Source organism: Bradyrhizobium sp. SZCCHNS1050, from assembly GCF_032484785.1.
Lineage (GTDB): Bacteria > Pseudomonadota > Alphaproteobacteria > Rhizobiales > Xanthobacteraceae > Bradyrhizobium.
In genome coordinates this window covers 3,891,950-3,911,992 of the sequence record NZ_JAUETR010000001.1, presented here as the reverse complement: position 1 = coordinate 3,911,992, position 20,043 = coordinate 3,891,950, and the positions used below count along the sequence as shown (strand labels likewise).

Genomic DNA, 20,043 nt, shown 5'->3' with positions numbered 1-20,043 from the left:
CTTGCGACCACGTGATTGGCCCGGAGCGTTCCGCGCACCGGGCTTTCACGTCCACGAAAACTAGCGGTCCTTGCATTGACCGACAGCGATTACGGTGACGCTGCTCGACTGCACAAAACTATCATCTCGGTCGTTGTGTAACGGCGGGCCCATGAGTCTGGCCGGTCGCGCTGGCGGCACCGTACGCGCGGACGCCATGTAGGAGCTAGTCGCAAAGATACTGTTCCTGCTGTCGTCCGAGGCGTCGAACCTGACCGGCGCGTTCTACGCGACGGACGGCGGATGGACGGCCTATTGAACCCGCTTCCAGTCCGCTGAGGACTGGAACGATCGTTCACCCACGATCAGCTTCGAGCAAAGAGACGAGATCATGATGCGATCCCGCGGACCCGCATCATGATCTCAGAGTCTCGGAAGAGCCGCGGACCTAGCGGCACTCCTTGATTACGGTGACGCTGCAGAAAACTATCGGAAAACTACCGCGCGATCCTCCTCCAACGGCGAGCCTCGCCAAAAGCACGTCCATGAGTCCGTCCGGTCGCTCTCGCTGCAGCGGCGCGGACCGGATGGGTGGCCTGCGGCACATTTCGCTCTGGTTGATCAAGATCAATCGCGCTACCTTGGCCTCGCCGATCATCGGACCACGCAATGAGCTGGTGGCAGAGCCATGCCGGACGGCAGACGTCTCCCAATGCGCGGAGGCCTCGGTCCGCACCTGGCGGCGTGGCTGTTCTCGCTGCTGCTCGTTTCTGCCGCCGGCGCCCAGGCACTGGGGCCCACGTTCGAGAACCGGCCGATCGAGTCGGTGCGTCTGGTGCTGTCGGGCGTGGTGCCCAGTGGGGCGCAGCGGGTCGCGTTCGAGGATCGCATTCGGCGGGCACTCAACATCTATCCGGGGTCGCAGCTTCACGACCTGATGGTCGATTTCGGGCTCGGCAAGGTGAAGCGCATCCCCGGCGTGGCCACGGCCTCGATCAACTACGTCGACGGCAACACCGGCGGCGTTGCGGTCGAGCTCAGCGTCGTCGTCGGCGACCGGCTGCAGGCGGATCCGGGCCGCGTCGATTTCCCCTATCTTCATCAGGGCGACGACAGCCTGCTGAAGCTCAAGCTGACGGCCGCGACGCTCGGCTACGCCAATCACGATGCCTGGTATGGCCGGCCGCAGGCCTTCGTCGGCGCCAATCCACTCGCCAAGGGACCGGCCGGCGCCGGCTGGTCGTCGTTCGGCGAAGCCGCGCTGGAGGGCGGGCTGCAGGGCATCGGACCGGTCGGCAACAACATCTATGCCTATGGCAGCCTCTCCTATCTGGCCAGCGGCTCGACCGGCACGGACCTGTTCGTCACCGGCCCGCGCCGCCATGGCGCGATCGAGGACGCCTATGCGGGCCTCGTCACGGGGATCACGGGCGACGACGGCTCGCGGCTGGTGATCAACCTGTCCGGCGGACGGCAGCCGTTCCAGATTGCCGACGGCATGCTGATCAGGATCACGGCAGCCAACGGTTTTGACCGCGCCGCGCTGCAGCTCAATCCGCGCTGGGCTGCCGACAGTTTGTTCCTCGCGCAGGCTCGCTACAACACCACGAAATTCGAGGCCTTCCGTCTCGCCCCCGACGAGCTGCCGGCGATCGATACCCACACCGTCATCGCCGGTGCGAACCTCGAGACGGGCCTGGGCACGCCGCATCAGCTCGGACTGACCTATCTGACCGTGCCGCGCTCCGACTACGGCTGGTACACGGCGACGGCGCAGGGCACGCGCCAGGGGCTGCAGGTCGCCGACGTGCGCTATTACTGGACGCCGGCCATCGGCGCGTCCGGTCCCTATGCGAAGACGGAGCTGGCGTTGCAATGGAACGACCGCAACGCGTTTCCGATGCGCGCCTGGGGCGGCTATGTCGAGGCGGGCTACACCTTCAACGAGGCGCTGTGGCGCCCCACTTTGAGCTATCGGCTGTCCGGATTCAGCGGCGACAATCCGGCGACGCGGACCTATGAGCGCTGGGATCCGCTGTTGTCGGGCGGCACCGGCGAGGAATGGGTGCAGGGGCTGAACCACTACAAGCTGTTTCAGGACACCAACCTGATCGCCCATCGCCTGCAGGCGATCCTGCGGCCGGCGCCGCAATGGGAGCTCGTGCCGCAGGCCTGGCTGTTCCAGGCGCAGCAGCTCAACAATATCGGCGGCACCACCTCGACGCTGGCCGGGCATCTGCTCGGCTACGAGGTCAATTTGACGGTGAAGTATTTCATGAGCCGCAACGTGATGTTCCAGTCGAGCGTCGCGCTGACGGCGCCGCTGTCCGGCGTCAGCCAGGCCGTTGCCGGCAACACCCGCCCGTGGTTCAGCGCGATGTCGCTGGCCCGGATCAGCTTCTGAGGGGAGATGTCGATGGATCGCCGCAGCATGTTGCAGAGCCTGGGTTCGGGGGCCGTGACGATTCCGCTGGCGCAACTGCTTCCGGGAGGCGCTGAGGCGGCTGAGCCCGTCGGCCCGGCCAACCTCGCGATCAGCCCGATCGATCCGGACTACTTCATCAAGGATCGCTTCAAGTCACGGACGATCGCCATCACCGGATTTGCCCGCGGCATGGGCCGCGCCGCCGCGCTGCGGGCGGCGCGCGAGGGCGCCAACATCGTCGGGATCGACTGGCTGCCGGACACGGCGCGCGAGACGGCGGCCATGATCCAGCGCGAGGGTGGCGCGATCGAATTTCTCGTCGGCGATGTCGCGAAGGGCGACACCTGCGACATGATGGTCAGGCGGGCGGTCGAGAAATTCGGCGGACTGGATTTTGCCATCAACAATGCCGGCGTCATGGACGGCGTATTTTCCGGCGAGGCGTTCGACTACGACAAGCAGAAGGACCTGCTGTTCGCGCCGATCCACGAAGCCTCCGATGCCTATTGGGACAATGTCCTCGCCACCAACGCCACCGGCGTGTTCCGCGCCATGCGGGCCGAGCTGCGGCAGATGGTCGCGCAGAAGCGCGGCGGGGCGATCGTCAACGTCGCCTCGATCGCCGGCCTGACCGGACTGGCCGGCAATCCGGCCTATGTCGCCAGCAAGCACGCCGTCAACGGATTGACCGCCAACGCCGCGGTCGACTACGCGCCCCACGGCATTCGCATCAACTCGGTCAACATGGCGGCGACGGACACGCCGATGATCGCGCGGGCCGCGCAGGCCGTCGCGGCCAAGATGCAGCGGTCGCCGGCCGACGGCGGCATGGGACGGCTGAAGACAAACTCGATCCTCAGCTATGCCGATCCCAGGCATCGTCCGGCCACCGTGTGGGAGCAGGTCGCGGTGATGCTGTTCCTGCTGTCGCCCGAGGCGTCGAACCTGACCGGCGCGTTCTACGCGACGGATGGCGGATGGACGGCCTACTGAGCCCGCTTCAAGACGGCTAGAGCATGATCTTTTCGGAAAACCGGTTTCCATTTTTTTGGATCATGCTCTGAGGACTGGAACGCTCGTGTGCCCGCGATCCGCTTCGGGCAAGAGACGAGATCATGATGCGATCCCGCGGACTCGCATCACGATCCCATGGCCTCGTCTGCGCGGCGACGGTTCAGCGCGGGCGCAACGCTCAGCGCCCTTTCCTCTTGGCGCTCGTCTTGGCTCGCCTGGCGGTCTTGGTCGCGGTCTTCTTCGCCGGACGCTTGGCCGCCGTCTTGGTCGCCTTGGCCTTCGCCTTCTTCGCTGAGGCGGCACGCTGGCTTGCCGTTTTCGACGCCTTCTTCGCGACCTTCTTTGTCGTGCTTGTCTTGCGGCCGGCCGAGGTCTTGGCTGCAGCGGCGGTCTTCTTTTGGGCCTTCTTGGCCGGCTTGGTCGACGGCCTCGCGGGCTTCGTCGTCGCAGCCGGTGTCTTGGCCGGCTTGGTGGTGCCGGTTGGCTTGGCGGGCTTCTTCGGCGTCGGTGGCGTTTCGACCGCCCCGCCGCCACCCGCCGCCGACAGCCAGAACCGCAGCTCCGGCGACTTCTCATCCGCGCCCTTGATGTAACGGTCCTGCCAGGTGTCGTCGGATTGCAGCGGCTTGCCGAAGATCTCCGGGTGCTGCTGCAAGAGGAAGCGCCAGGCGTAGTGGTCGTAGAGGTCGAGGACGTGGCAGGCATAGGCCTCGGCGAGACCGCGGTGACCGCGGATGATCAGCATGTTCTCGTCGTTGTTGTGCGAGGCGCGGAAGCCGAGATTGTGCGAGCCGGTGACGACGACGCAGTCGTCGCTGAACGGATCGATCACCACGATCTTGCTGTGGATGATGGCGAAGCCGTATTTGCCGAGCTCCCTCTCCCACTTGCCGAACGCGTCCTGCACCGCGCCGGCCGGCACGGCGCGGAAATCGATGCTGCCCTTGGCGCCCGGCTTCTTCGGCTTGCCGGCCTCGCCGACCACCGTCACCTGGGGCGCGGTGTCGTCCGCTCCCTCCTCCGCCGGCACCTCCGAATGGCCGCCGGAATGCAGCGCGGCGGAGAAATTCGTCGCGCGCACCGGGCTGGTCAGCGCGCCCCGCACGAACAGATCGGGCTTGTCCTTGAGCAACCGGCCGGCGACGTCGAGGATCGAGTTGTTGCCGGGATCGAAGGCCAGGAACAGCACGGCGTGCTTGGCCGATCGCATCAGCTCGAACACGCGGCCCATGTCACCGGGCGTATCGGGATTCTTGCCGAGCTTGCCGTGGGTGTTCGGCGAGAACATCGGCTCGACGGTGACGCCGTGGCCCAGGTCGACCGGCGCCTGGATCGCGTCGGCATTGTTGGCGCGGGCGAAGTCGCGCAAGGTCTTCGACTGCAGCGCCGACTTGTCGCCGGCGGCGGCGTCGACGTCGGCCTTCAGCGCGTTCCAATAGCCGAGATAGCGCTGCGCCAACACTGGGCTCTCCACCACCAGCGCGTTGTTGGTCTGGGTGCACAGGCCGGTCGAGGTCCAGTTGGTCGAGCCGGACAGCACCGCGCTCGGCTTGCCGTTCTCGGTGAGCACCATGAACTTGTTGTGCGGGATGCTGCCCTTACCGAGGATGCGGTCGATCACGGTGACGCCGGCGGACTTGAGGTCGGCGCGGTTCTCGGCGTCGGCGTCGTCGGTGTCCTTGCCCTGCTCGTTGCCGAGGATGACCGTGCGGCTGTTCGGGTTCTGGTGCAGCTGCTTCTCGAGGCCGTCGGGATCGTTCAGCTCGTAGAGGGCGGCATGGATGGCGCCGCCGCCGGCATCGGCGCGCGCCAGCAGCGAGGTCAGGCCGTCTTGAAGCTGGCCCATCAGGCGGATGCGAATGGGATCGGCAGGATCGAGGATGTGCGGGGCCAGCGCCGACACGCTCGGCTTGTCGTTCAGCGCATGGCTGAGCGCCTGGGTCGCGGTGATGCCGCGGTTGAAATAGACGTGGAACGGCGGCCGCTCCGGCGTCAGCGTGACCGGATTGCTCTCCAGCGGCGCGACGCCTTCGAGCGGCGTCAGCGCCTGGCCGGGCGTGCCGGCCATCGGCACGATGCGATATTTGTAGGTGCCGCCGCGCTTGGCGAACAGATCCTTCCACCAGAACTTCTGGATCGGCGCCTGCTCGGTGGTGAGCTTGTCCGCGGTCTGCCCGGCAAACCGTGCCAGCGCCGGCAGCACGGTGTCGGTGTGATCGGCGAGATCGATGCGATGAATGGCGAAGCCGAGACAGCCGTCGAGACGGCGATCGAAGGTCCAGGCGATGACGGCAATATCATTGTTGGAAAAGGCAAGCGCGGGCATGGCGGCACTCCTTGTCTGACAAGGATATGTCGTGCGGTTGTGACAAGGGTTCGACACATCCGGAACAAGAAGTGGCTAGTCGGAGGTCGCGAGGGAAGATGGTGCGGTGCGGGAGGGCAGTGGCTCGACCGGATCGCTGCTCACCCTCCTCCGGAGAGCCGGGGTGGGGGACAGACTACCCACACATGAGGTGAATGAGATGGATTGGCGAGGAAGCCTTCCGGATGGACGACGCGCGTAGCCTCAACTTCCCGGGCAGAGCGATCGCATATGGCCCCCTACGGATTGCTCTCGTCTGTTTCCACGTCGTCATGGCCGGGCTCGTCCCGGCCATCCACGTCGTCCGGCGCCCTGGGAGCAACGTGGATGCCCGGGACAAGCCCGGGCATGACGGAGTAACTAGCCGGCAGGCGTCGCTGCCGCGATTGTCGCATTCGTCATATGCGATCGCCCTGCCGTCCAGGGGAGGGTGGGCACCTGTGTCCAACTCGTCATTGCGATGAGCGCAGCGACGAAGCAATCCAGAGTCCCGTTCACGACTCTGGATTGCTTCGCTTCGCTCGCAATGACGCGTCGAGAGAGCGCGCTCAGGCCGCTCAGGCCAGGCCGCCCGGCTTGCCGCGGGTGACGTAGCGGCCACTGCCCTTGGCGCCGATCAACTCGCCGTCGCGCACGACGAATTTTCCGCGCAGCATGGTCGCCACCGGCCAGCCGGTGATCTCGATGCCTTCATAGGGCGTGTAGTCGGAGCCGTGGTGCAGGCCGGACTGGCTGATCTTCGCGGTCTTCGCCGGGTCCCACAGCGCGATGTCGGCGTCGTAGCCGATGGCGATGGAGCCCTTGCCCTTCAGGCCGTAGGTCTTGGCATGGTTGGTGGCGGTGAAGGCGACGAACTGGTTCAGGGTGATGCGGCCCTTGCTGACGCCTTCGGAGAACAGGATCGGCAGCCGGGTCTCCACGCCGGGGATGCCGTTCGGTACCCAGCGAAAGCTGGTGCGGCCCTTCGGCGTCAGCTTGCCGGCCTCGTCGTCGTAGCGGAACGGGCAGTGGTCGCTGGAGAACAGCGAGAACACGCCCTGCTGCAGGCCCTCCCAGCAGGCCTCCTGGCTGGCCTTGTCGCGCGGCGGCGGCGAGCAGACATATTTGGCGCCTTCCATGTTGAGGCCCTGCATGTCCTCCTCCGTCAGCACCAGATATTGCGGGCAGGTCTCGCCATGGATCTTCAGGCCCCGAGCCTGCGCGCGGCGGATCTCTTCCATCGCCTCGCGGTTGGAGACGTGAACGATGACGATCGGCACGTCGATCAGCTCGGCCAGCGAGATCGCGCGATGCGTTGCCTCGCGCTCGACCGGAATCGGGCGCGACTTGCCGTGATAGTACGGCGCGATGTGGCCGGCACGCTCGAGGCGGTCGGTGAGGAAGCGGATCGCGTCATAGTTCTCGGCGTGGATCTGCACTAGCGCGCCTTGCTCGCGCGCGACCTGCAGCACGCCGAGGATCTCGTAGTCGTTCAGCGCGAGCCCCTCATAGGTCATGAAGATCTTCAGCGACGAATAGCCGTCGGCGACCAGCGCCGGCAGCTCCTGGCCGAGCACGGCGTCGGTGGGATCGGCGATGATGAGATGGAAGGAGTGGTCGACGTAGCAGGCGTTGTCGGCGAGCGCGTGATAGTCCTTCAGCGCTGATCGCAAGGGCTGGCCCTTCTCCTGCAGGCAGTAGGGCATGACGAACGTGTTGCCGCCGAAGGCGGCGGCGCGCGTCGCGCTCTCGAAATCGTCGGCCATGACGATGCCGGGGCCGGAGGGCTGGCTGATATGGACATGGCTGTCGATGCCGCCCGGCAGCACCAGCAGGCCCGTGGCATCGACGATCTCGTCGGCATCGGTGATGGCCTCGCCGATCGCGACGATGCGGCCGCTCTTGATGGCGACATCGGCCTTGAACGTATCGCTCGCGGTGGCGACGGTGCCGTTGCGGATGATGGTGTCGAAGGCAGCCATGTGACGCGCTCTCCCTAGTCCAGATTCAAGCGAATTTCTGAAACAGCGATCCCCACCCGCTGACGCCGCTGACATCGACGCCCGCCAGTTTCAGCGATTTCCATACCACGGTGGCGATGGTATCGAGAATCGGAATGCCGGTCTCCAGCTCGAGCCGCGCGACCAGCGGCGCGGCGCGCATGTTGGTGCAGACCACCGCGATCGCATCCGGCTTCTCGCGCGCGACCTCGCGGATCATGGTCTCGATCTCGGACGGCGTCACCTCCGCGAAGGAGAAATTGTCCTGCAGGTTGAGGTGCCGGTCGCCGCGGCAGGCGATGCCGAGCTTGTCGTAGTTGGCGATGATGCGCGCCTGGACGTCGTCGCGGTAGGGCGTGACGAGGCCAAGCGAGGTGACCTTCGCCGCCGCCAGGATCTCGTTCAGCGCCAGCATCGAGGTGGTCGCAGGGATGCCGGTCGCGGCCGTGATCTGCTCGCACAGCTTGATGTCGGCCTCGAAGCCGAGCCAGCCGGACGAGGTGCCGTTCCAGCCGATGACGTCGACCTTGGCATGCGCCAGCAGCTCGGCGGCGCGCAGGATGTTGGAAATGTCGAACTGCGCGAGCGCGTCGGACGAGAGCGCGATCTCGGTGACCTTGAAGCGCGAGAAATGCGCGGAGACGTTGGGCAGGCTCGCGACCATCGCCGAGGTGATCGGCTCCAGCGCGGTGTTGGACGACGGCGTGAGCATACCGAGCAGCGTGCGTTTGGTCATGGGTGAACGACCTCGTTCGATCGCGGATGGCGAGCGGGAAAGCCTCCCCCGCTTGCGGGGGAGGCCGGATCGCATCGCAGATGCGATCCGGATGGGGGAACTCTATCCGCTCGGGCAGCGCGCCGTGCGGCGCCCCCACCCCAGCCCTCCCCCGCAAGCGGGAGAGGGGGCGCACTGCCGTTGTGGCGAGGGCTTGACCTGAACATGCAGCGCTTGGGCGGGCGCGATTGAGCAGCAATCATGCACTCGCCCCCTGCTCCGCCCGCTCGCCACGCAACAACGCCAGGATATGCCGCTTCAACTCATTGAACTGCGGTGACGTGATATCACGCGGCCGCGACAGATCGATCGGGATGATCTCGACGATGCGCCCCGGCCGTGCGCTCATCACCGCAACATGCGTGCCCAAGGTCAGCGCCTCGTCGATGCCATGGGTGACGAACACGATCGTGCCCTGGTGCTGCTGCCAGATCCGCACCAGCTCGGTCTGCATGTCCATGCGGGTCTGCTCGTCGAGCGCGCCGAACGGCTCGTCCATCAGGATCACCTGCGGATTCATCAGCAGCGCCCGGGCGATGCCGACGCGCTGGTTCATGCCGCCCGACAGCTCCGACGGATAGTGGTTCTCGAAGCCGGTCAGCCCGACCATGTCGATATAGATCTGCGCCTTCGCCCGGCGCTCGGCCTTCTGGCCGCCGCCGAGCAGGAGATGGAAGGCGACGTTCTCCCACACCGGCAGCCACGGCATCAGATTGGCATGCTGGAACACGACGCCGCGATCGGCGCCGGGCGCGGTCACCGGCCGGCCGTCGACGGTGATGTTGCCGGCGCTCGGCTTCTCGAAGCCGGCAATCATGTTGAGCAATGTCGACTTGCCGCAGCCGGAGGGACCGAGCAGGCAGACGAGCTCGTTGCGGGCAATGGACAGATTGATGTCGGCGAGCGCGGTGACGTCGGCGTTGCGCTTCTTGTCGGTGAAGATCTTGGAGACGCCGGAGATCTCGATCGTGGCCATCGTCATTCTCCGCCACGAAGCGTGGTGTTGCGCTGCCAGTGCAGCACGCGCGCCATCACGAAGCGGATGGCGAGATCGCTGCAGAAGCCGAGCAGGCCGATACTCGCCATCGCCGCCAGCACCAGATCGTAGCGCAGGAAGTAGTAGGAATCCCACAGCACGTAGCCGAGCCCGCTCTTCACCGCGACCATTTCGGCCGTCACCGTCAGCATCCACGCCGAGCCGATGCCGATGCGAAGCCCTGCAAAGATGCTCGGCATCGCCGCGGGCACGACGATGTAGCGCAGCAGCTTGCGCTCGCTGCCGCCGACCATGGCGCCGGCGCGGATCAGATTGCGGTCGCAGGTCTTCACGCCGTGGATGGTGTTGAGCAGGATCGGAAAGAACGCGCCGAGGAACACCAGGAAGATCGCCGGCTTGTTGGCGATGCCGAACCAGATGATGGCGAGCGGGATCCACGACACCGGCGGGATCGGCCGCAGCATCTGAAGCGTCGGCTCGATCACGATCTCTATCTTGCGCGACCACCCGATGGCGACTCCGAGCGAGACGCCGAGCACGGTGGCAATCGCAAAACCGGCGGCAACGCGCGACAGGCTCGCCAGCATGTCGGCGAGCCAATGGCCGCTGTAGGTCTGGGTGTTGCCGTCGGTGCCGACCAGCCAGTCCGCCCACGCCCACACGACCGTCGACGGCGCCGGCAGCAGCGCTGCCGGCAGCGCCCCGGAGCGCGAGAACGCCTCCCAGCCGGCGAGCACGAGCACCGGCACGATATAGCGATCGAGCTTCCTGAGCTGGGCGAGCGCCGTCATCTCAGTAGCCGAGCTCGGTCTTCGGCTTGCCCGTGGCCGCTTCCAGGAAGCGGTAGTCGAGGTTCTTCTCGACGGCGGCCGTGACGTCCGAGTTGATGTATTTCAGGTCGCGCATCATCGCGGCGATGGCGAGCGCCGAGGCGCGGTACATCTTCGGGTCGGGATCGAGATTCTCGACCGCGCCGGTCGCGATCGCCTTGTCGAGGCCGGTGATCTTGGAGATGACCTCGATCAGCGCCGGCTTGTCGGCGGCGATGTGCGCATCGACCTTGACGACCGCGCGCACCACGCCCTCCAGCGCCTTCGGGTTCGACGCGATGACGTCGGAGCGGGTCAGGATCAGGTTGGTCAGCTTGCCGGCGGCCTGGTCGTAAGGGAAACCGAAGAACTTCGCCGCCTTGGCCTGCATGATCTGGGTCGCGAACGGCTCGACGGTGCAGATCAGCTCGACCTCGCCGCGGCGCAGCGCCTGCAGATGGTCGGACGGATTGGGGATGTTGACGAACTGCACGTCCTTGTTGATGTCGATGCCCTGCTTGGCGAAGGCGCCGCGCATGTGGATGTCCTGCGCATTGCCGCGCGAGGCGGCGACGCGGAACGGCTTTCCGTCGGCCTTGTATTTGGCGATGAGCGCCTTCAGCGCGCTCCAATCGCCCGGCGCGACCTCGAGATCGTTGCCGAGCAGGATCGCCGAGCCGCCATTGACCTGGCCGGAGATCGCGACCACGTCGAAGCCTTTGTCGAGCGCGATGGCGTAATGCAGATAGGTCACCTGCGCGACGTCGATGTTCTTCGAGACCAGCGCGGTCAGCGCGTCCGTGCCGGTGTTGAAGCTGACGGCATCGATCGCGACGCCTTCGGCGAACTGCGGCGTCAGCGACATCGGCGTGCAATGCGCGCATTTGGCGTAGCCGAGTTTGATCTTGGGCGCGTCGTCGGCGAAGCTGAGCGAGGGCAGCGCGAGCAGGGCGAGAATGAGCAGCATGAAACGTTTCACATCCATCTCCAGGGCAGGTCGATCCACGGGCTTGTCTCTCATGGCTTGTGCTCTCATCAGCAAGCGACATGCCAACTGGATGCGATATGCGACGTTGCTTTTATACAATAAAATCAATATGTAATAACCAAACAACTTTGAAGAACCTGCCTGATCCGCGGGCGCATCGCCCGAATTTCAGGCATCTCGCAGCGGAGCAGCCGCGCCCACATGACCCCACCAGCACCCCGGCCCAGACTGAAGACGCGCTTCAAGCCGGCGCGGCTGAAGCTGTCGTCCGACCACTCCAAGCGGCCGCTCGAGCGGCTGTCGCTGCACGATCAGGTCGTCGCCAGGGTGCGCGAGATGATCGTGGACGGCGAGCTCGCCGCCGGCGCTGCCTTGCCCGAGCGCATGCTATGCGAGACTTTCGGCGTGTCGCGCACGCCGCTGCGCGAGGCCTTCAAGATCCTCGCCGCCGAGGGCCTCATCGAGCTGCGGCCGCATCGCACGCCCGTGGTGACGCCGATCGACGCCCGCGAGATCGCCGAGATCTTCGACGTGATGGTGTCGCTCGATGCCGCCGCGGGCCGCGCCGCGGCCGCGCGTGCGACGGCGGACGACCTTGCCAGGCTCGACGCCATGCATGCCGAGCTGGTGGCGCTGCATCATGCCGCCGAGCGCGCCGCCTATTTCCGGCTCAACCAGCAGATCCATGCCGAGATCACCAAGCTCGCCGGCAACGCCGTGCTGCTCAGCATGTGGGGCACGCTGCACGCGAGCGTCTTCCGCGCCCGCGCCGTGGCCAATTACGATGCGCGGCGCTGGGACGAGTCGATCCGGGAGCACGAGGCCTTCATGGCGTTGCTGCGGGCCCGAGACGGCGACGGCTTCGCGCAGGCGCTCTCCGAGCACACCCGCAAGACCGGGGATTCGGTGCTGCAGATGCTGGACCAGGCCAGGCGGGATCTGGCGAAGGGCGGATAGACTTTGTTCACGTCGAACCGGGCATGCTGGCATCGCGACAGATGAGAGCTCCACACGCTTGGCCTGATCATGATCCTGCAATCGCTCGCCGGCCTGCCGGCCTTTCTGGTGTACTTCTGTACCGCGCTGGCCGCGGTGACGGCCTACCTGTTCGTCTACACCCGCGTCACGCCCTACAATGAATTCCAGCTGATCCGGGACAATCACCCCTCGGCCGCGATCGCGCTCGGCCTCAGTCTGCTCGGCTTCACCCTGCCGCTGGTCAGCGCCATCGCCCATTCCGCCAACGTGCTGGACTGCCTGATCTGGGCGCTGGTCGCGCTGATCGTCCAGGTGATCGTCTATTACCTCGTCCGCATTCCGGTGCCGGATCTCGCCCAGCGCATCGTCGCCGGCGAGCTGGCTTCGGCGATCTGGCTCGGTCTCGCGTCGCTCTCCGCCGGCGCGCTGAACGCCGCCTCGATGATCATCTGACCATGGCCGAGAAACGCCGCGAATTCGGCAAGCGCTGGCCGATGCCGCCCCCGCCCGCGACGCCGCCGGTGAAGCGCTCCGGCCATGTCGCGCTGCTCTTGATGGGCACGCTCGCCGTCGGCAGCACTGCCTATGCGCTGATGCCGCGGCAGCAGAGCTGCCCGCAGCCAGGCGCCGAGACGCCGACCATCGCCGGCCAGCCGCAGACGAGCGAATGCACGACGCGCCGCTCGAGCGGCGGTGGTGGCGGCGGCAGCGGCTCCGGCCGCTGGGGATTTTCCAGCGGCGACAGCGATTCCAGAAGCAGCGGATCGAGCCATGTCGCCGAGGCCTCCTCCGCACATGTCTCGCGCGGCGGCTTTGGCTCGTTCGGACACGGCTTCGGAGGCGGCGGCTGATTTTCGTCGCGCCGGCGCCGTGAAAACACCGCGTTCATGCTGTTATCTCGGATTCGGATCTTTGACACAGACTCAAAATCATAAAAAACTGGCCTACCTACTGATCGGAAGCGATCCGATGCAATGTCGGCACCTGATGGTGCCGGCGACGATGAGGGCTGCGGCGACCGCCGCCGCCTCGCAGCAATCTGCTGGCAGGCGATCGCGTGGTCGCCGGCGCGGGATGGCGCCGGGACCGCGCGGACGTGATCATGGCCGCATCATTGATGGCGGCCGCGGTCGTGCTGCGCCCTGTTGCCACGGGCACGGCTTGTTCGCTGCTGCCTTGGGCTGACGCCGATGCAGCGCATCCCCTGTCCCGAACGTGACGACTGGCGCGAGACCGCGGCACGATGCGGATTCGACTTCTACGAACTCGACGGCGAGCGCTATTGGGACGAGCGCGCCTACTACGCATTCACGATCGCCGAGATCGAGCTCGGCATCGAGGAGCCGACGGCCGAGCTCGAGCAGATGTGCCTCGCGCTGGTCGCGCGCGTCGTCGGTGACGAGGCGCTGCTGCGCCAGCTGAAGATCCCGCAAGCGGTCTGGCCGCTGCTGGCGGAGAGCTGGCGCCGGAGGGACGGCAGCCTCTATGGGCGGTTCGACCTCAGCTATCAGGGCGGCCGTACGCCGGCGAAGCTGCTCGAATACAACGCCGACACGCCGACGTCGATCTTCGAGGCCGCCGTCTTCCAATGGACGTGGCTCGAGCAAGCGATCGAGCGCCGCATCCTGCCGGGGCGCGCGGACCAGTACAACTCAATCCATGAGCGCCTGATCGAACGCTGGCGCGCCCTCGGCAAGCGGCGCCGCGTGCATCTGGCCGGGCTGACCGCCAACGCCGAGGACGCCACGACCCTGGCCTATCTGGCCGACACGGCAGCCCAAGCGGGCCTGTCGACAACCATCCTTGACGTCGCCGACATCGGCTGGCGCGAGAGCGGCGGCGGCTTCGTCGATCTCGAGAACGGCGACATCGCGCTCGCCTTCAAGTTGTATCCCTGGGAGTGGATGTTTCGCGATGCGTTCGGCGTCAAGCTCGCGCAGGCGCCGACGCAATGGATCGAGCCGCCGTGGAAGGCCATCCTGTCCAACAAGGGCATCCTGCCCCTGCTCTGGCAGATGCACGAAGGCCATCCGAACCTGCTGCCGGCCTATTTCGAGGACGATCCGAAGGCCGCCGGCCTCGGCCCGAGCTTCGTGCGCAAGCCGATCTACTCGCGCGAGGGCGCCAATGTCAGCCTGGTGTCCGACGGCGTCGCCGTCTCTACGCAGGAGGGTCCCTACGGCGCCGAAGGCTTCATCCGCCAGGCGCCGGCGCCGCTGCCGGATTTCGGCGGTGTGTTCCCGGTGATCGGCAGCTGGCTCGTCGACCATCAGCCCTGCGGCCTGTCGATCCGCGAAGACACGAGCCCGATCACGGGCAACCGCTCGCGCTTTTTGCCGCACGCAATCCTGTAGGATATTAACGACCGCCGACGAAAACGCCTCGACACGCCGGTCGAGAGGATTAGATAGACCGAGGGTGAACTCCCTGCGCGATGGGCGCGCATGACCGGGACGAGGCATGGCGACGGACAAACCCGAACTCGAAGGCTTGCGTATCCTGGTCGCCGAGGACGAGGGCCTGATCGCGCTCGAGCTGGAAACGGTGTTGCAGGGATTCGGCTGCGAGGTGGTTGGTCCCGTCTCGCGCGTCGGCGACGTGCTGCGCGAGGCCGAGCGCGGCGGCCTGGACGGCGCGCTGCTCGACGTCAACCTGCGCGGCGAGCAGATCTTCGCCGTCCTGCCGCAGCTGATCGCGCGCGAGCTCAAGATCGTGATCACCTCCGGCTATGACGATGCGACGCTGTTTCCGCCGGAGTTCCGCAGCCTGGCCCGGCTCGCCAAGCCGTTCGACGAGCGCGCGCTGCGCGCGATGTGCGAGGCCACGTTCGTTCGGCGTCAACGCAACTCATAACGCCTCGCTCACGCCCGGCGCATCGGGAGGCATCGCGTGTCCATCATCGAAGATACCGCGGCCTACGAGGCCTGGCTTCGCAGCCAATGCAAAGTGGTCGAGGACGACCTTCTCGCCAAGCACCAGCGGATGCGAAAGTCTCCGTTCGCCCTGCTGCGCGCCACCTATTATCGCTGGGCGCGGCGCATCGAGGAGATCTGCCCGGAGCTGGCCGAGGCGCCGGTCGCGCTGTGCGTCGGCGACATCCATCTGGAGAATTTCGGCACGTGGCGTGATGCCGACGGGCGCTGGGTGTGGGGCGTCAACGATTTCGACGAGGCTGCGAGGATGCCCTACGCCTTCGATCTGGTCCGGCTCACGACCAGCATCGAGCTCGCGCCCGACATGGCAATCGACAGCCGCGACGCCGCAGACGCGATCCTCCAAGGCTATCGCGACGGTCTCAAACACCCGCGGCCGGCGCTGCTCGACGAACACGAGATCTGGATCAGGCCCTACGTCAAATGCTCGGATGATTGCCGCCGCGCGTTCTGGGAGGAGATCAACGGCCTCGCGGCCGCCGATGCGATTCCATCCGCGGTGCGGAAGCTGCTCACCGCCAGCCTTCCGGAGCAGGCGAAGAATGCCGCATTCTTCCATCGCTTCGCCGGCGGCGGCAGCCGCGGACGTCCGCGCTACGTCGTCGTCGCGACATGGCGCGGCGGCCGCGTCGTCCGCGAGGCCAAGGCGCTGGTCCCTTCGGCCTGGACCTGGGCCAAGAACAGGACGAAGGGCAGGATGCAACCAAAGCCGGCGCCGCCGCACAGATTCGTCGAGCTGTCGACCGGGACCTATCGCGCGCCCGATCCATTCCTGCACGTTCACAGAACCAATGACGGGGACTACGTGGTCCGACGCCTGTCGGCGGATTCACGCAAGATCGATCTCGGCGAGGAAGCCGGCGCCGATCTCAAGCTGGAGCTTCTGCGCGGCATGGGCACCGACCTCGCCTCCATCCATGCCGCCGACCGCCGCGCCGGCGCCGGGATCGCGGCGGACCTGAAGCAGCGCGGTTCAGGCTGGCTGCGCCGAGCAGCGCGCGCCGCGCGTGAGGCGACGGAAAGGGACCACGACGTCTGGCGCCGCAAGGCGGCACGCTCCGTTCCGATCGCGCGCTGAGGCGGGCATCCGATCAGTCCGGCTGCACGGCCGATGCCGGCAGATGCTCGGGGGTCGTCTCCGCGGTCAGCGCAAAGGTCAGCGAGCAGCGAATGCCCGCGGGCTCGAAGTCGAGCAGGGCTTCGCCCTCGAGATCGAAGCGGACGACGCGGTCGATCAGCGTGGTGCCGAAGCCGCGCCCGCCGCCGCCTTCGATCAGCGGTCCGCCGCGCTCGAGCCAGACCAGCTCCAGCCGGCGGCCATCGTCGCGCAGGCGCCAGGAGATCGTGACCTGGCCGTGGGAGGCGGACAACGCGCCATATTTGGAGGCGTTGGTCGCAAGCTCGTGCAGCACCATCGAAAGCGGCAGCACCAGCCGTGCCTCCAGCAGCACCGGAGGGCCGTCGATGGCGATCCGCCCTTCGCCGATGCCGTAGGGCGCCAGCACGGTGGTGAGCAGTTCGTTCAGTCCGATGCCGATCCAACGGGTCTGCGTCAGGATGTCATGCGCGATCGAGACCGCCTGGATGCGCCCGGAGAACGCCTTGTTGAAGGCCGGCAGCGACGGTGAGGTCCGCAAGGTCTGCCCCGCCACCGACTGCACGATCGCCAGGATGTTCTTCACCCGGTGATTGAGCTCGGCGACCAGCACGGTCTGCTGCTCTTCCGCGCGCTTGCGTTCGGTGATGTCGGTCAGGGTGACGATCGAGCCGACCGTCTCCTTGAGATCGTTCACCAGGGGCCCGCCGGACAGCAGGAACGACCGCCCCGACGCCTGCGCGTTGCGCAAGGCGACCTCGACGCCATGGAAGGGCTTGGTCGCCAGCGCCTGATCAAGGCTCTCGCGCGAGAAGCGCGTCAACGTGCCTCGCTGGCTGGCGCTCTGCCCATCGAGCGGGAACGCCTCAGAAAACAACTGGCCGACCGGCGGTCGTTCCGCGAGCTGCTCCGCGACCCAGCTCGCATGGGTGATCCGGCCGTCGAGCGCCAGCACCACGACCGCATCGGTCGCCTGCTCCAGGATCGAGCGCGCAAAGCGCTCGGCATTGGCGACCTCCTCGGCGCGCCGCTGAATCGACATGTCGGTCAGCGTCACGAGCGTGGCCACCACGCCGCCCATCGCCATCTGGCGCATCCACACCGACACCGGCAGCTGGCCGCCGTCAGCGCGGCACAGTTGAGCGTCGGTTGCCGCATCGTCGGCGCGCTGCTCGGGCACCGCTCCCGCAAACAGCGAGGCAAAGCTGCGTCCCACCAATTGCTGTACGCCGAGGCCGGTCAGCGCGCACAGCCTGGAATTGACATAGACGATGCAGCCGTCGGCATCGAGCGTCAGAGCGCCGTCGCTCATGCGCTCGACCAGAACATGATAGGGCGCGTCCGCGCCCTGCAGCATGATGACCTGGGGTCCGGTCGGGCCCTGCACCACCACGGCATCGACGTTGCCGCGATGAATGGCCTCGACCGTCTCCTCCGCCTCGTTACGCGGCCGTCCCGCCTGCATCGCGTCTGTTGATGCCACGCGTCCTCCGTTCAGCTCGGTGCGATGTCCAGACCAACCAGCACCTTCTCCGCATTGGAGAGATCGCCGATGATTCGCTTGAGGGGCTCGGGCAGTTGACGGATCAAGGTCGGGATTGCGACGATCTGATCTCGTTGTGCGAGGGCCGGATCCTTCATCAGGTCGATCACCTCGATCGTGTAGCGGCCCGGCAGATGCGTCTCGCACAGCTTCTTGAGGTTGGCGAGCGCCGCCAGCGATTTCGGCGTCTGACCGGCGACATAGAGCCGGAGATTGTAGCCATCCTGTTCCATCGGAGCCGCCGTCATTTTCTGGATGTCAGCGGGTTGGCTGGGGAGCTCGGACGAGGCCTGGACGAGCGGCTCTCGATCTGCGCGAGGCGAGCGGCTGCGCGCTGATCCTCGCGGGCAGCGCCTTCCAGATTGATGAGCTCCATCTCGCTCTCCTCGTTGGCCAGCTGAGCCTTGAGCGTTTCGATCTGAGCCGCGAGGTCGCGGCGGCGACGTTCGATCTCGCGCGCGCGTCGTTCCGTATCCTGCGTGCGCAGCAGGCGCTCGACGCGATCTCTCGCCTCCTGCGCCACCCTGGCCGATCCCGTGAGCACGCCCTCCGGGCCGACATAGACCTCGCGCAGCGAGATGCCGTCGGCACTCATCAGGAATTCGCGGACCTGGTTGGAATGCGCCATGCCGCGCGACTTCAGCAGATAGAGCTGGCGGTTGTGCTCGCCGTTGCTCTCGCGATTGTAGAGCAGCAGCCAGGTGTCGGTGAGCGACGAGATCTGCATCTCCGTGGTCGCCGTCTCCGCGCTGCCGGCGCCGAGATTGGTGAACAGCGCCGTGACGCCGCGCGCCTTCAGGAAATCGATGAGGCGCAACGTCATCGAATGCACGTCGCCGGCAATGCCGGCGCCCATGAGCGCCGAGATGGGATCGACCACGACGGCGGCGGGATCGAACTCCTTGACCTCGCGATGCATGGCGGCGAGATGCGTTTCCAGTCCGTACAGATTGGGGCGCCGCGCCGAGAACCGCAGCAGGCCGCGATCGACCCATTGCTGCAGGTCGAGACCGACCGACTTCATGTTGCGGATGATCTGCTGCGGGGATTCCTCCAGCGCGAAATAGATGCAGCGTTGCCCGCTCTTGCAGATCGAATTGGCGAAGTGTGCCGACACCGTCGACTTGCCCGAGCCGGCCATGCCCGAGATCAGGATGCTCGACCCTTTGTAGTAGCCCTGGCCTTCGAGCATGTCGTCGAGATCGGCAATGCCGGTGGAGACCCGCTCCGTCCACGCATCATGCGCGAGCCCCGACGAGGTGATCGGCATCACCGTGATGCCTTCCTGGTCGATGATGAAGGGGTATTCGTTGGTGCCATGCGCCGTGCCGCGATACTTCACGACGCGCAGCCGGCGGGTCGAGAGCTGATCGTGCACGCGGTTGTCGAGCAGGATGACGCAGTCGGCGACGTATTCCTCGAGGCCGTAGCGCGTCAGCGTACCATCACCGCGCTCGCCGGTGATGATGGCGGTGACGCCCTTGCTCTTCAGCCATTCGAACAGCCGGCGCAACTCGGAGCGCAGCACCGCCTGATTGTCGAGGCCGCCGAACAGGGTCTCGATCGTATCGATCACGACGCGCTTGGCGCCGATCGAATCGATCGCGAAGCCGATGCGGATGAACAGGCCGTCGAGATCGTAGTCGCCGGCCTCCTCGATCTCGTTGCGATCGAGATGGATGTGATCGACCACGATCTTCTTCTGCTCGATCAGCCTATCGATGTCGTAGCTGAGCGAGCCGACGTTCTTGATCAGGTCCTCGGGCTGCTCCTCGAACGCGATGAACACGCCCGGCTCGTCGTAGGCGACCGCGCCATTGTAGAGAAACGTCATCGCAAACAACGTCTTGCCGCAACCGGCCGCGCCGCACAGCAGCGTCGGCCGCCCTTGCGGCAGGCCACCGAAGGTGACCTCGTCGAGGCCGTCGATCCCGGTCGGCGATTTGGCGATGACAGGGAGATCCCGCGTCACGATTCGAGGACGCACACTCGTTTTCATCCAATCCCCCGCCACCAATTCAACACGCGTGAGTCCACACCAAGGCGTGAATAGACGCGTCAGGAACCGAAAAGTTCCATGGGTCGGCGAGATTTGCTTCGGAAGGAGGCTGCGGGCGCAGAAAGGACCGGCCGCCCACGCGGGACGGACGCACGCGGGACGG

At 66.3% G+C, this 20,043-nt stretch carries 17 protein-coding genes; 8 read left to right on the top strand and 9 right to left on the bottom strand.

Translation table 11 applies throughout. From position 1 onward, the window contains the following. Positions 1-691 precede the first annotated feature (691 nt). Together QX094_RS17610 and QX094_RS17605 are read left to right on the top strand one after the other, a co-directional pair. Positions 692-2,383 carry an alginate export family protein gene (locus QX094_RS17610; protein ID WP_315767796.1) on the top strand — a complete coding sequence of 564 codons (1,692 nt, stop codon included), beginning with the start codon at positions 692-694 and terminating at the stop codon, positions 2,381-2,383. A gap of 12 nt (positions 2,384-2,395) precedes the next feature. Then, positions 2,396-3,397, top strand: a complete 1,002-nt coding sequence (locus QX094_RS17605; protein ID WP_315752689.1) for an SDR family NAD(P)-dependent oxidoreductase — start codon at positions 2,396-2,398, stop codon at positions 3,395-3,397. 199 nt (positions 3,398-3,596) lie between these two features. Here the strand turns inward: QX094_RS17605 and QX094_RS17600 are convergent, their stop codons facing one another. The 6 genes from QX094_RS17600 to QX094_RS17575 all read right to left on the bottom strand — a co-directional run bounded on the left by QX094_RS17600 (position 3,597) and on the right by QX094_RS17575 (position 11,328). After that, positions 3,597-5,744, bottom strand: coding sequence for a phospholipase D-like domain-containing protein (locus tag QX094_RS17600; protein ID WP_315767798.1), 2,148 nt, complete (start codon positions 5,742-5,744; stop codon positions 3,597-3,599). 596 nt (positions 5,745-6,340) lie between these two features. Then, the gene (gene hydA / locus QX094_RS17595) at positions 6,341-7,819 is read right to left on the bottom strand and encodes a dihydropyrimidinase (protein WP_316188077.1); all 1,479 of its coding nucleotides are present in this window, start codon (positions 7,817-7,819) and stop codon (positions 6,341-6,343) included. Beyond that, positions 7,770-8,498, bottom strand: coding sequence for an aspartate/glutamate racemase family protein (locus QX094_RS17590; RefSeq protein ID WP_316188076.1), 729 nt, complete (start codon positions 8,496-8,498; stop codon positions 7,770-7,772). Before QX094_RS17590 ends, hydA begins: the two co-directional genes overlap by 50 nt. Positions 8,499-8,736: 238 nt before the next feature. Beyond that, complete coding sequence (locus QX094_RS17585; protein WP_316188075.1) at positions 8,737-9,513, bottom strand: ABC transporter ATP-binding protein; 777 nt, start codon at positions 9,511-9,513, stop codon at positions 8,737-8,739. A gap of 2 nt (positions 9,514-9,515) precedes the next feature. Then, complete coding sequence (locus QX094_RS17580) at positions 9,516-10,325, bottom strand: ABC transporter permease (protein WP_316166476.1); 810 nt, start codon at positions 10,323-10,325, stop codon at positions 9,516-9,518. Position 10,326: 1 nt separating this feature from the next. Further along, positions 10,327-11,328 carry an ABC transporter substrate-binding protein gene (locus tag QX094_RS17575; RefSeq protein WP_316188216.1) on the bottom strand — a complete coding sequence of 334 codons (1,002 nt, stop codon included), beginning with the start codon at positions 11,326-11,328 and terminating at the stop codon, positions 10,327-10,329. A 204-nt stretch (positions 11,329-11,532) separates the two neighbouring features. Between QX094_RS17575 and QX094_RS17570 the strand changes: the two genes are divergently transcribed. The 6 genes from QX094_RS17570 (at position 11,533) to QX094_RS17545 (ending at position 16,320) form a co-directional block, all read left to right on the top strand. After that, positions 11,533-12,288, top strand: a complete 756-nt coding sequence (locus QX094_RS17570; RefSeq protein WP_316186705.1) for a GntR family transcriptional regulator — start codon at positions 11,533-11,535, stop codon at positions 12,286-12,288. A gap of 69 nt (positions 12,289-12,357) precedes the next feature. Beyond that, a complete protein-coding gene (locus QX094_RS17565; RefSeq protein WP_316169364.1) occupies positions 12,358-12,762 on the top strand; it encodes a DUF350 domain-containing protein in 405 nt (134 codons plus the stop codon). A 2-nt stretch (positions 12,763-12,764) separates the two neighbouring features. After that, a complete protein-coding gene (locus QX094_RS17560; RefSeq protein ID WP_316188074.1) occupies positions 12,765-13,160 on the top strand; it encodes a hypothetical protein in 396 nt (131 codons plus the stop codon). A 339-nt stretch (positions 13,161-13,499) separates the two neighbouring features. Then, a complete protein-coding gene (locus tag QX094_RS17555) occupies positions 13,500-14,663 on the top strand; it encodes a glutathionylspermidine synthase family protein (protein ID WP_316188073.1) in 1,164 nt (387 codons plus the stop codon). Between the two features lie 106 nt (positions 14,664-14,769). After that, positions 14,770-15,162: a hypothetical protein gene (locus QX094_RS17550; RefSeq protein WP_315714020.1), complete on the top strand. Its 393-nt coding sequence runs from the start codon at positions 14,770-14,772 to the stop codon at positions 15,160-15,162. A 36-nt stretch (positions 15,163-15,198) separates the two neighbouring features. Further along, positions 15,199-16,320: a DUF2252 family protein gene (locus QX094_RS17545; protein ID WP_315826146.1), complete on the top strand. Its 1,122-nt coding sequence runs from the start codon at positions 15,199-15,201 to the stop codon at positions 16,318-16,320. Between the two features lie 13 nt (positions 16,321-16,333). On the opposite strand, the gene QX094_RS17540 is transcribed toward QX094_RS17545, so the two are convergent. The 3 genes from QX094_RS17540 to kaiC are packed head-to-tail and all read right to left on the bottom strand — an operon-like array spanning position 16,334 to position 19,880. Next, positions 16,334-17,821 carry an HWE histidine kinase domain-containing protein gene (locus tag QX094_RS17540; protein ID WP_315826145.1) on the bottom strand — a complete coding sequence of 496 codons (1,488 nt, stop codon included), beginning with the start codon at positions 17,819-17,821 and terminating at the stop codon, positions 16,334-16,336. 11 nt (positions 17,822-17,832) lie between these two features. Further along, positions 17,833-18,129, bottom strand: a complete 297-nt coding sequence (locus tag QX094_RS17535) for a circadian clock KaiB family protein (RefSeq protein WP_012046401.1) — start codon at positions 18,127-18,129, stop codon at positions 17,833-17,835. Next, entirely contained in the window at positions 18,126-19,880 is a 1,755-nt protein-coding gene (gene kaiC, locus QX094_RS17530; RefSeq protein WP_315826144.1) for a circadian clock protein KaiC, read from the bottom strand. Before kaiC ends, QX094_RS17535 begins: the two co-directional genes overlap by 4 nt. Positions 19,881-20,043: the final 163 nt, after the last annotated feature.

Bases quoted from the DNA above. Each gene is read 5' to 3' on its own strand.
- QX094_RS17610 (WP_315767796.1), top strand. From the start codon at position 692: ATGCGCGGAGGCCTCGGTCCGCACCTGGCGGCGTGGCTGTTCTCGCTG.
- QX094_RS17605 (WP_315752689.1), top strand. From the start codon at position 2,396: ATGGATCGCCGCAGCATGTTGCAGAGCCTGGGTTCGGGGGCCGTGACG.
- QX094_RS17600 (WP_315767798.1), bottom strand. From the start codon at position 5,744: ATGCCCGCGCTTGCCTTTTCCAACAATGATATTGCCGTCATCGCCTGG.
- hydA (WP_316188077.1), bottom strand. From the start codon at position 7,819: ATGTCAGCGGCGTCAGCGGGTGGGGATCGCTGTTTCAGAAATTCGCTT.
- QX094_RS17590 (WP_316188076.1), bottom strand. From the start codon at position 8,498: ATGACCAAACGCACGCTGCTCGGTATGCTCACGCCGTCGTCCAACACC.
- QX094_RS17585 (WP_316188075.1), bottom strand. From the start codon at position 9,513: ATGGCCACGATCGAGATCTCCGGCGTCTCCAAGATCTTCACCGACAAG.
- QX094_RS17580 (WP_316166476.1), bottom strand. From the start codon at position 10,325: ATGACGGCGCTCGCCCAGCTCAGGAAGCTCGATCGCTATATCGTGCCG.
- QX094_RS17575 (WP_316188216.1), bottom strand. From the start codon at position 11,328: ATGGATGTGAAACGTTTCATGCTGCTCATTCTCGCCCTGCTCGCGCTG.
- QX094_RS17570 (WP_316186705.1), top strand. From the start codon at position 11,533: ATGACCCCACCAGCACCCCGGCCCAGACTGAAGACGCGCTTCAAGCCG.
- QX094_RS17565 (WP_316169364.1), top strand. From the start codon at position 12,358: ATGATCCTGCAATCGCTCGCCGGCCTGCCGGCCTTTCTGGTGTACTTC.
- QX094_RS17560 (WP_316188074.1), top strand. From the start codon at position 12,765: ATGGCCGAGAAACGCCGCGAATTCGGCAAGCGCTGGCCGATGCCGCCC.
- QX094_RS17555 (WP_316188073.1), top strand. From the start codon at position 13,500: ATGCAGCGCATCCCCTGTCCCGAACGTGACGACTGGCGCGAGACCGCG.
- QX094_RS17550 (WP_315714020.1), top strand. From the start codon at position 14,770: ATGGCGACGGACAAACCCGAACTCGAAGGCTTGCGTATCCTGGTCGCC.
- QX094_RS17535 (WP_012046401.1), bottom strand. From the start codon at position 18,129: ATGACGGCGGCTCCGATGGAACAGGATGGCTACAATCTCCGGCTCTAT.
- kaiC (WP_315826144.1), bottom strand. From the start codon at position 19,880: ATGAAAACGAGTGTGCGTCCTCGAATCGTGACGCGGGATCTCCCTGTC.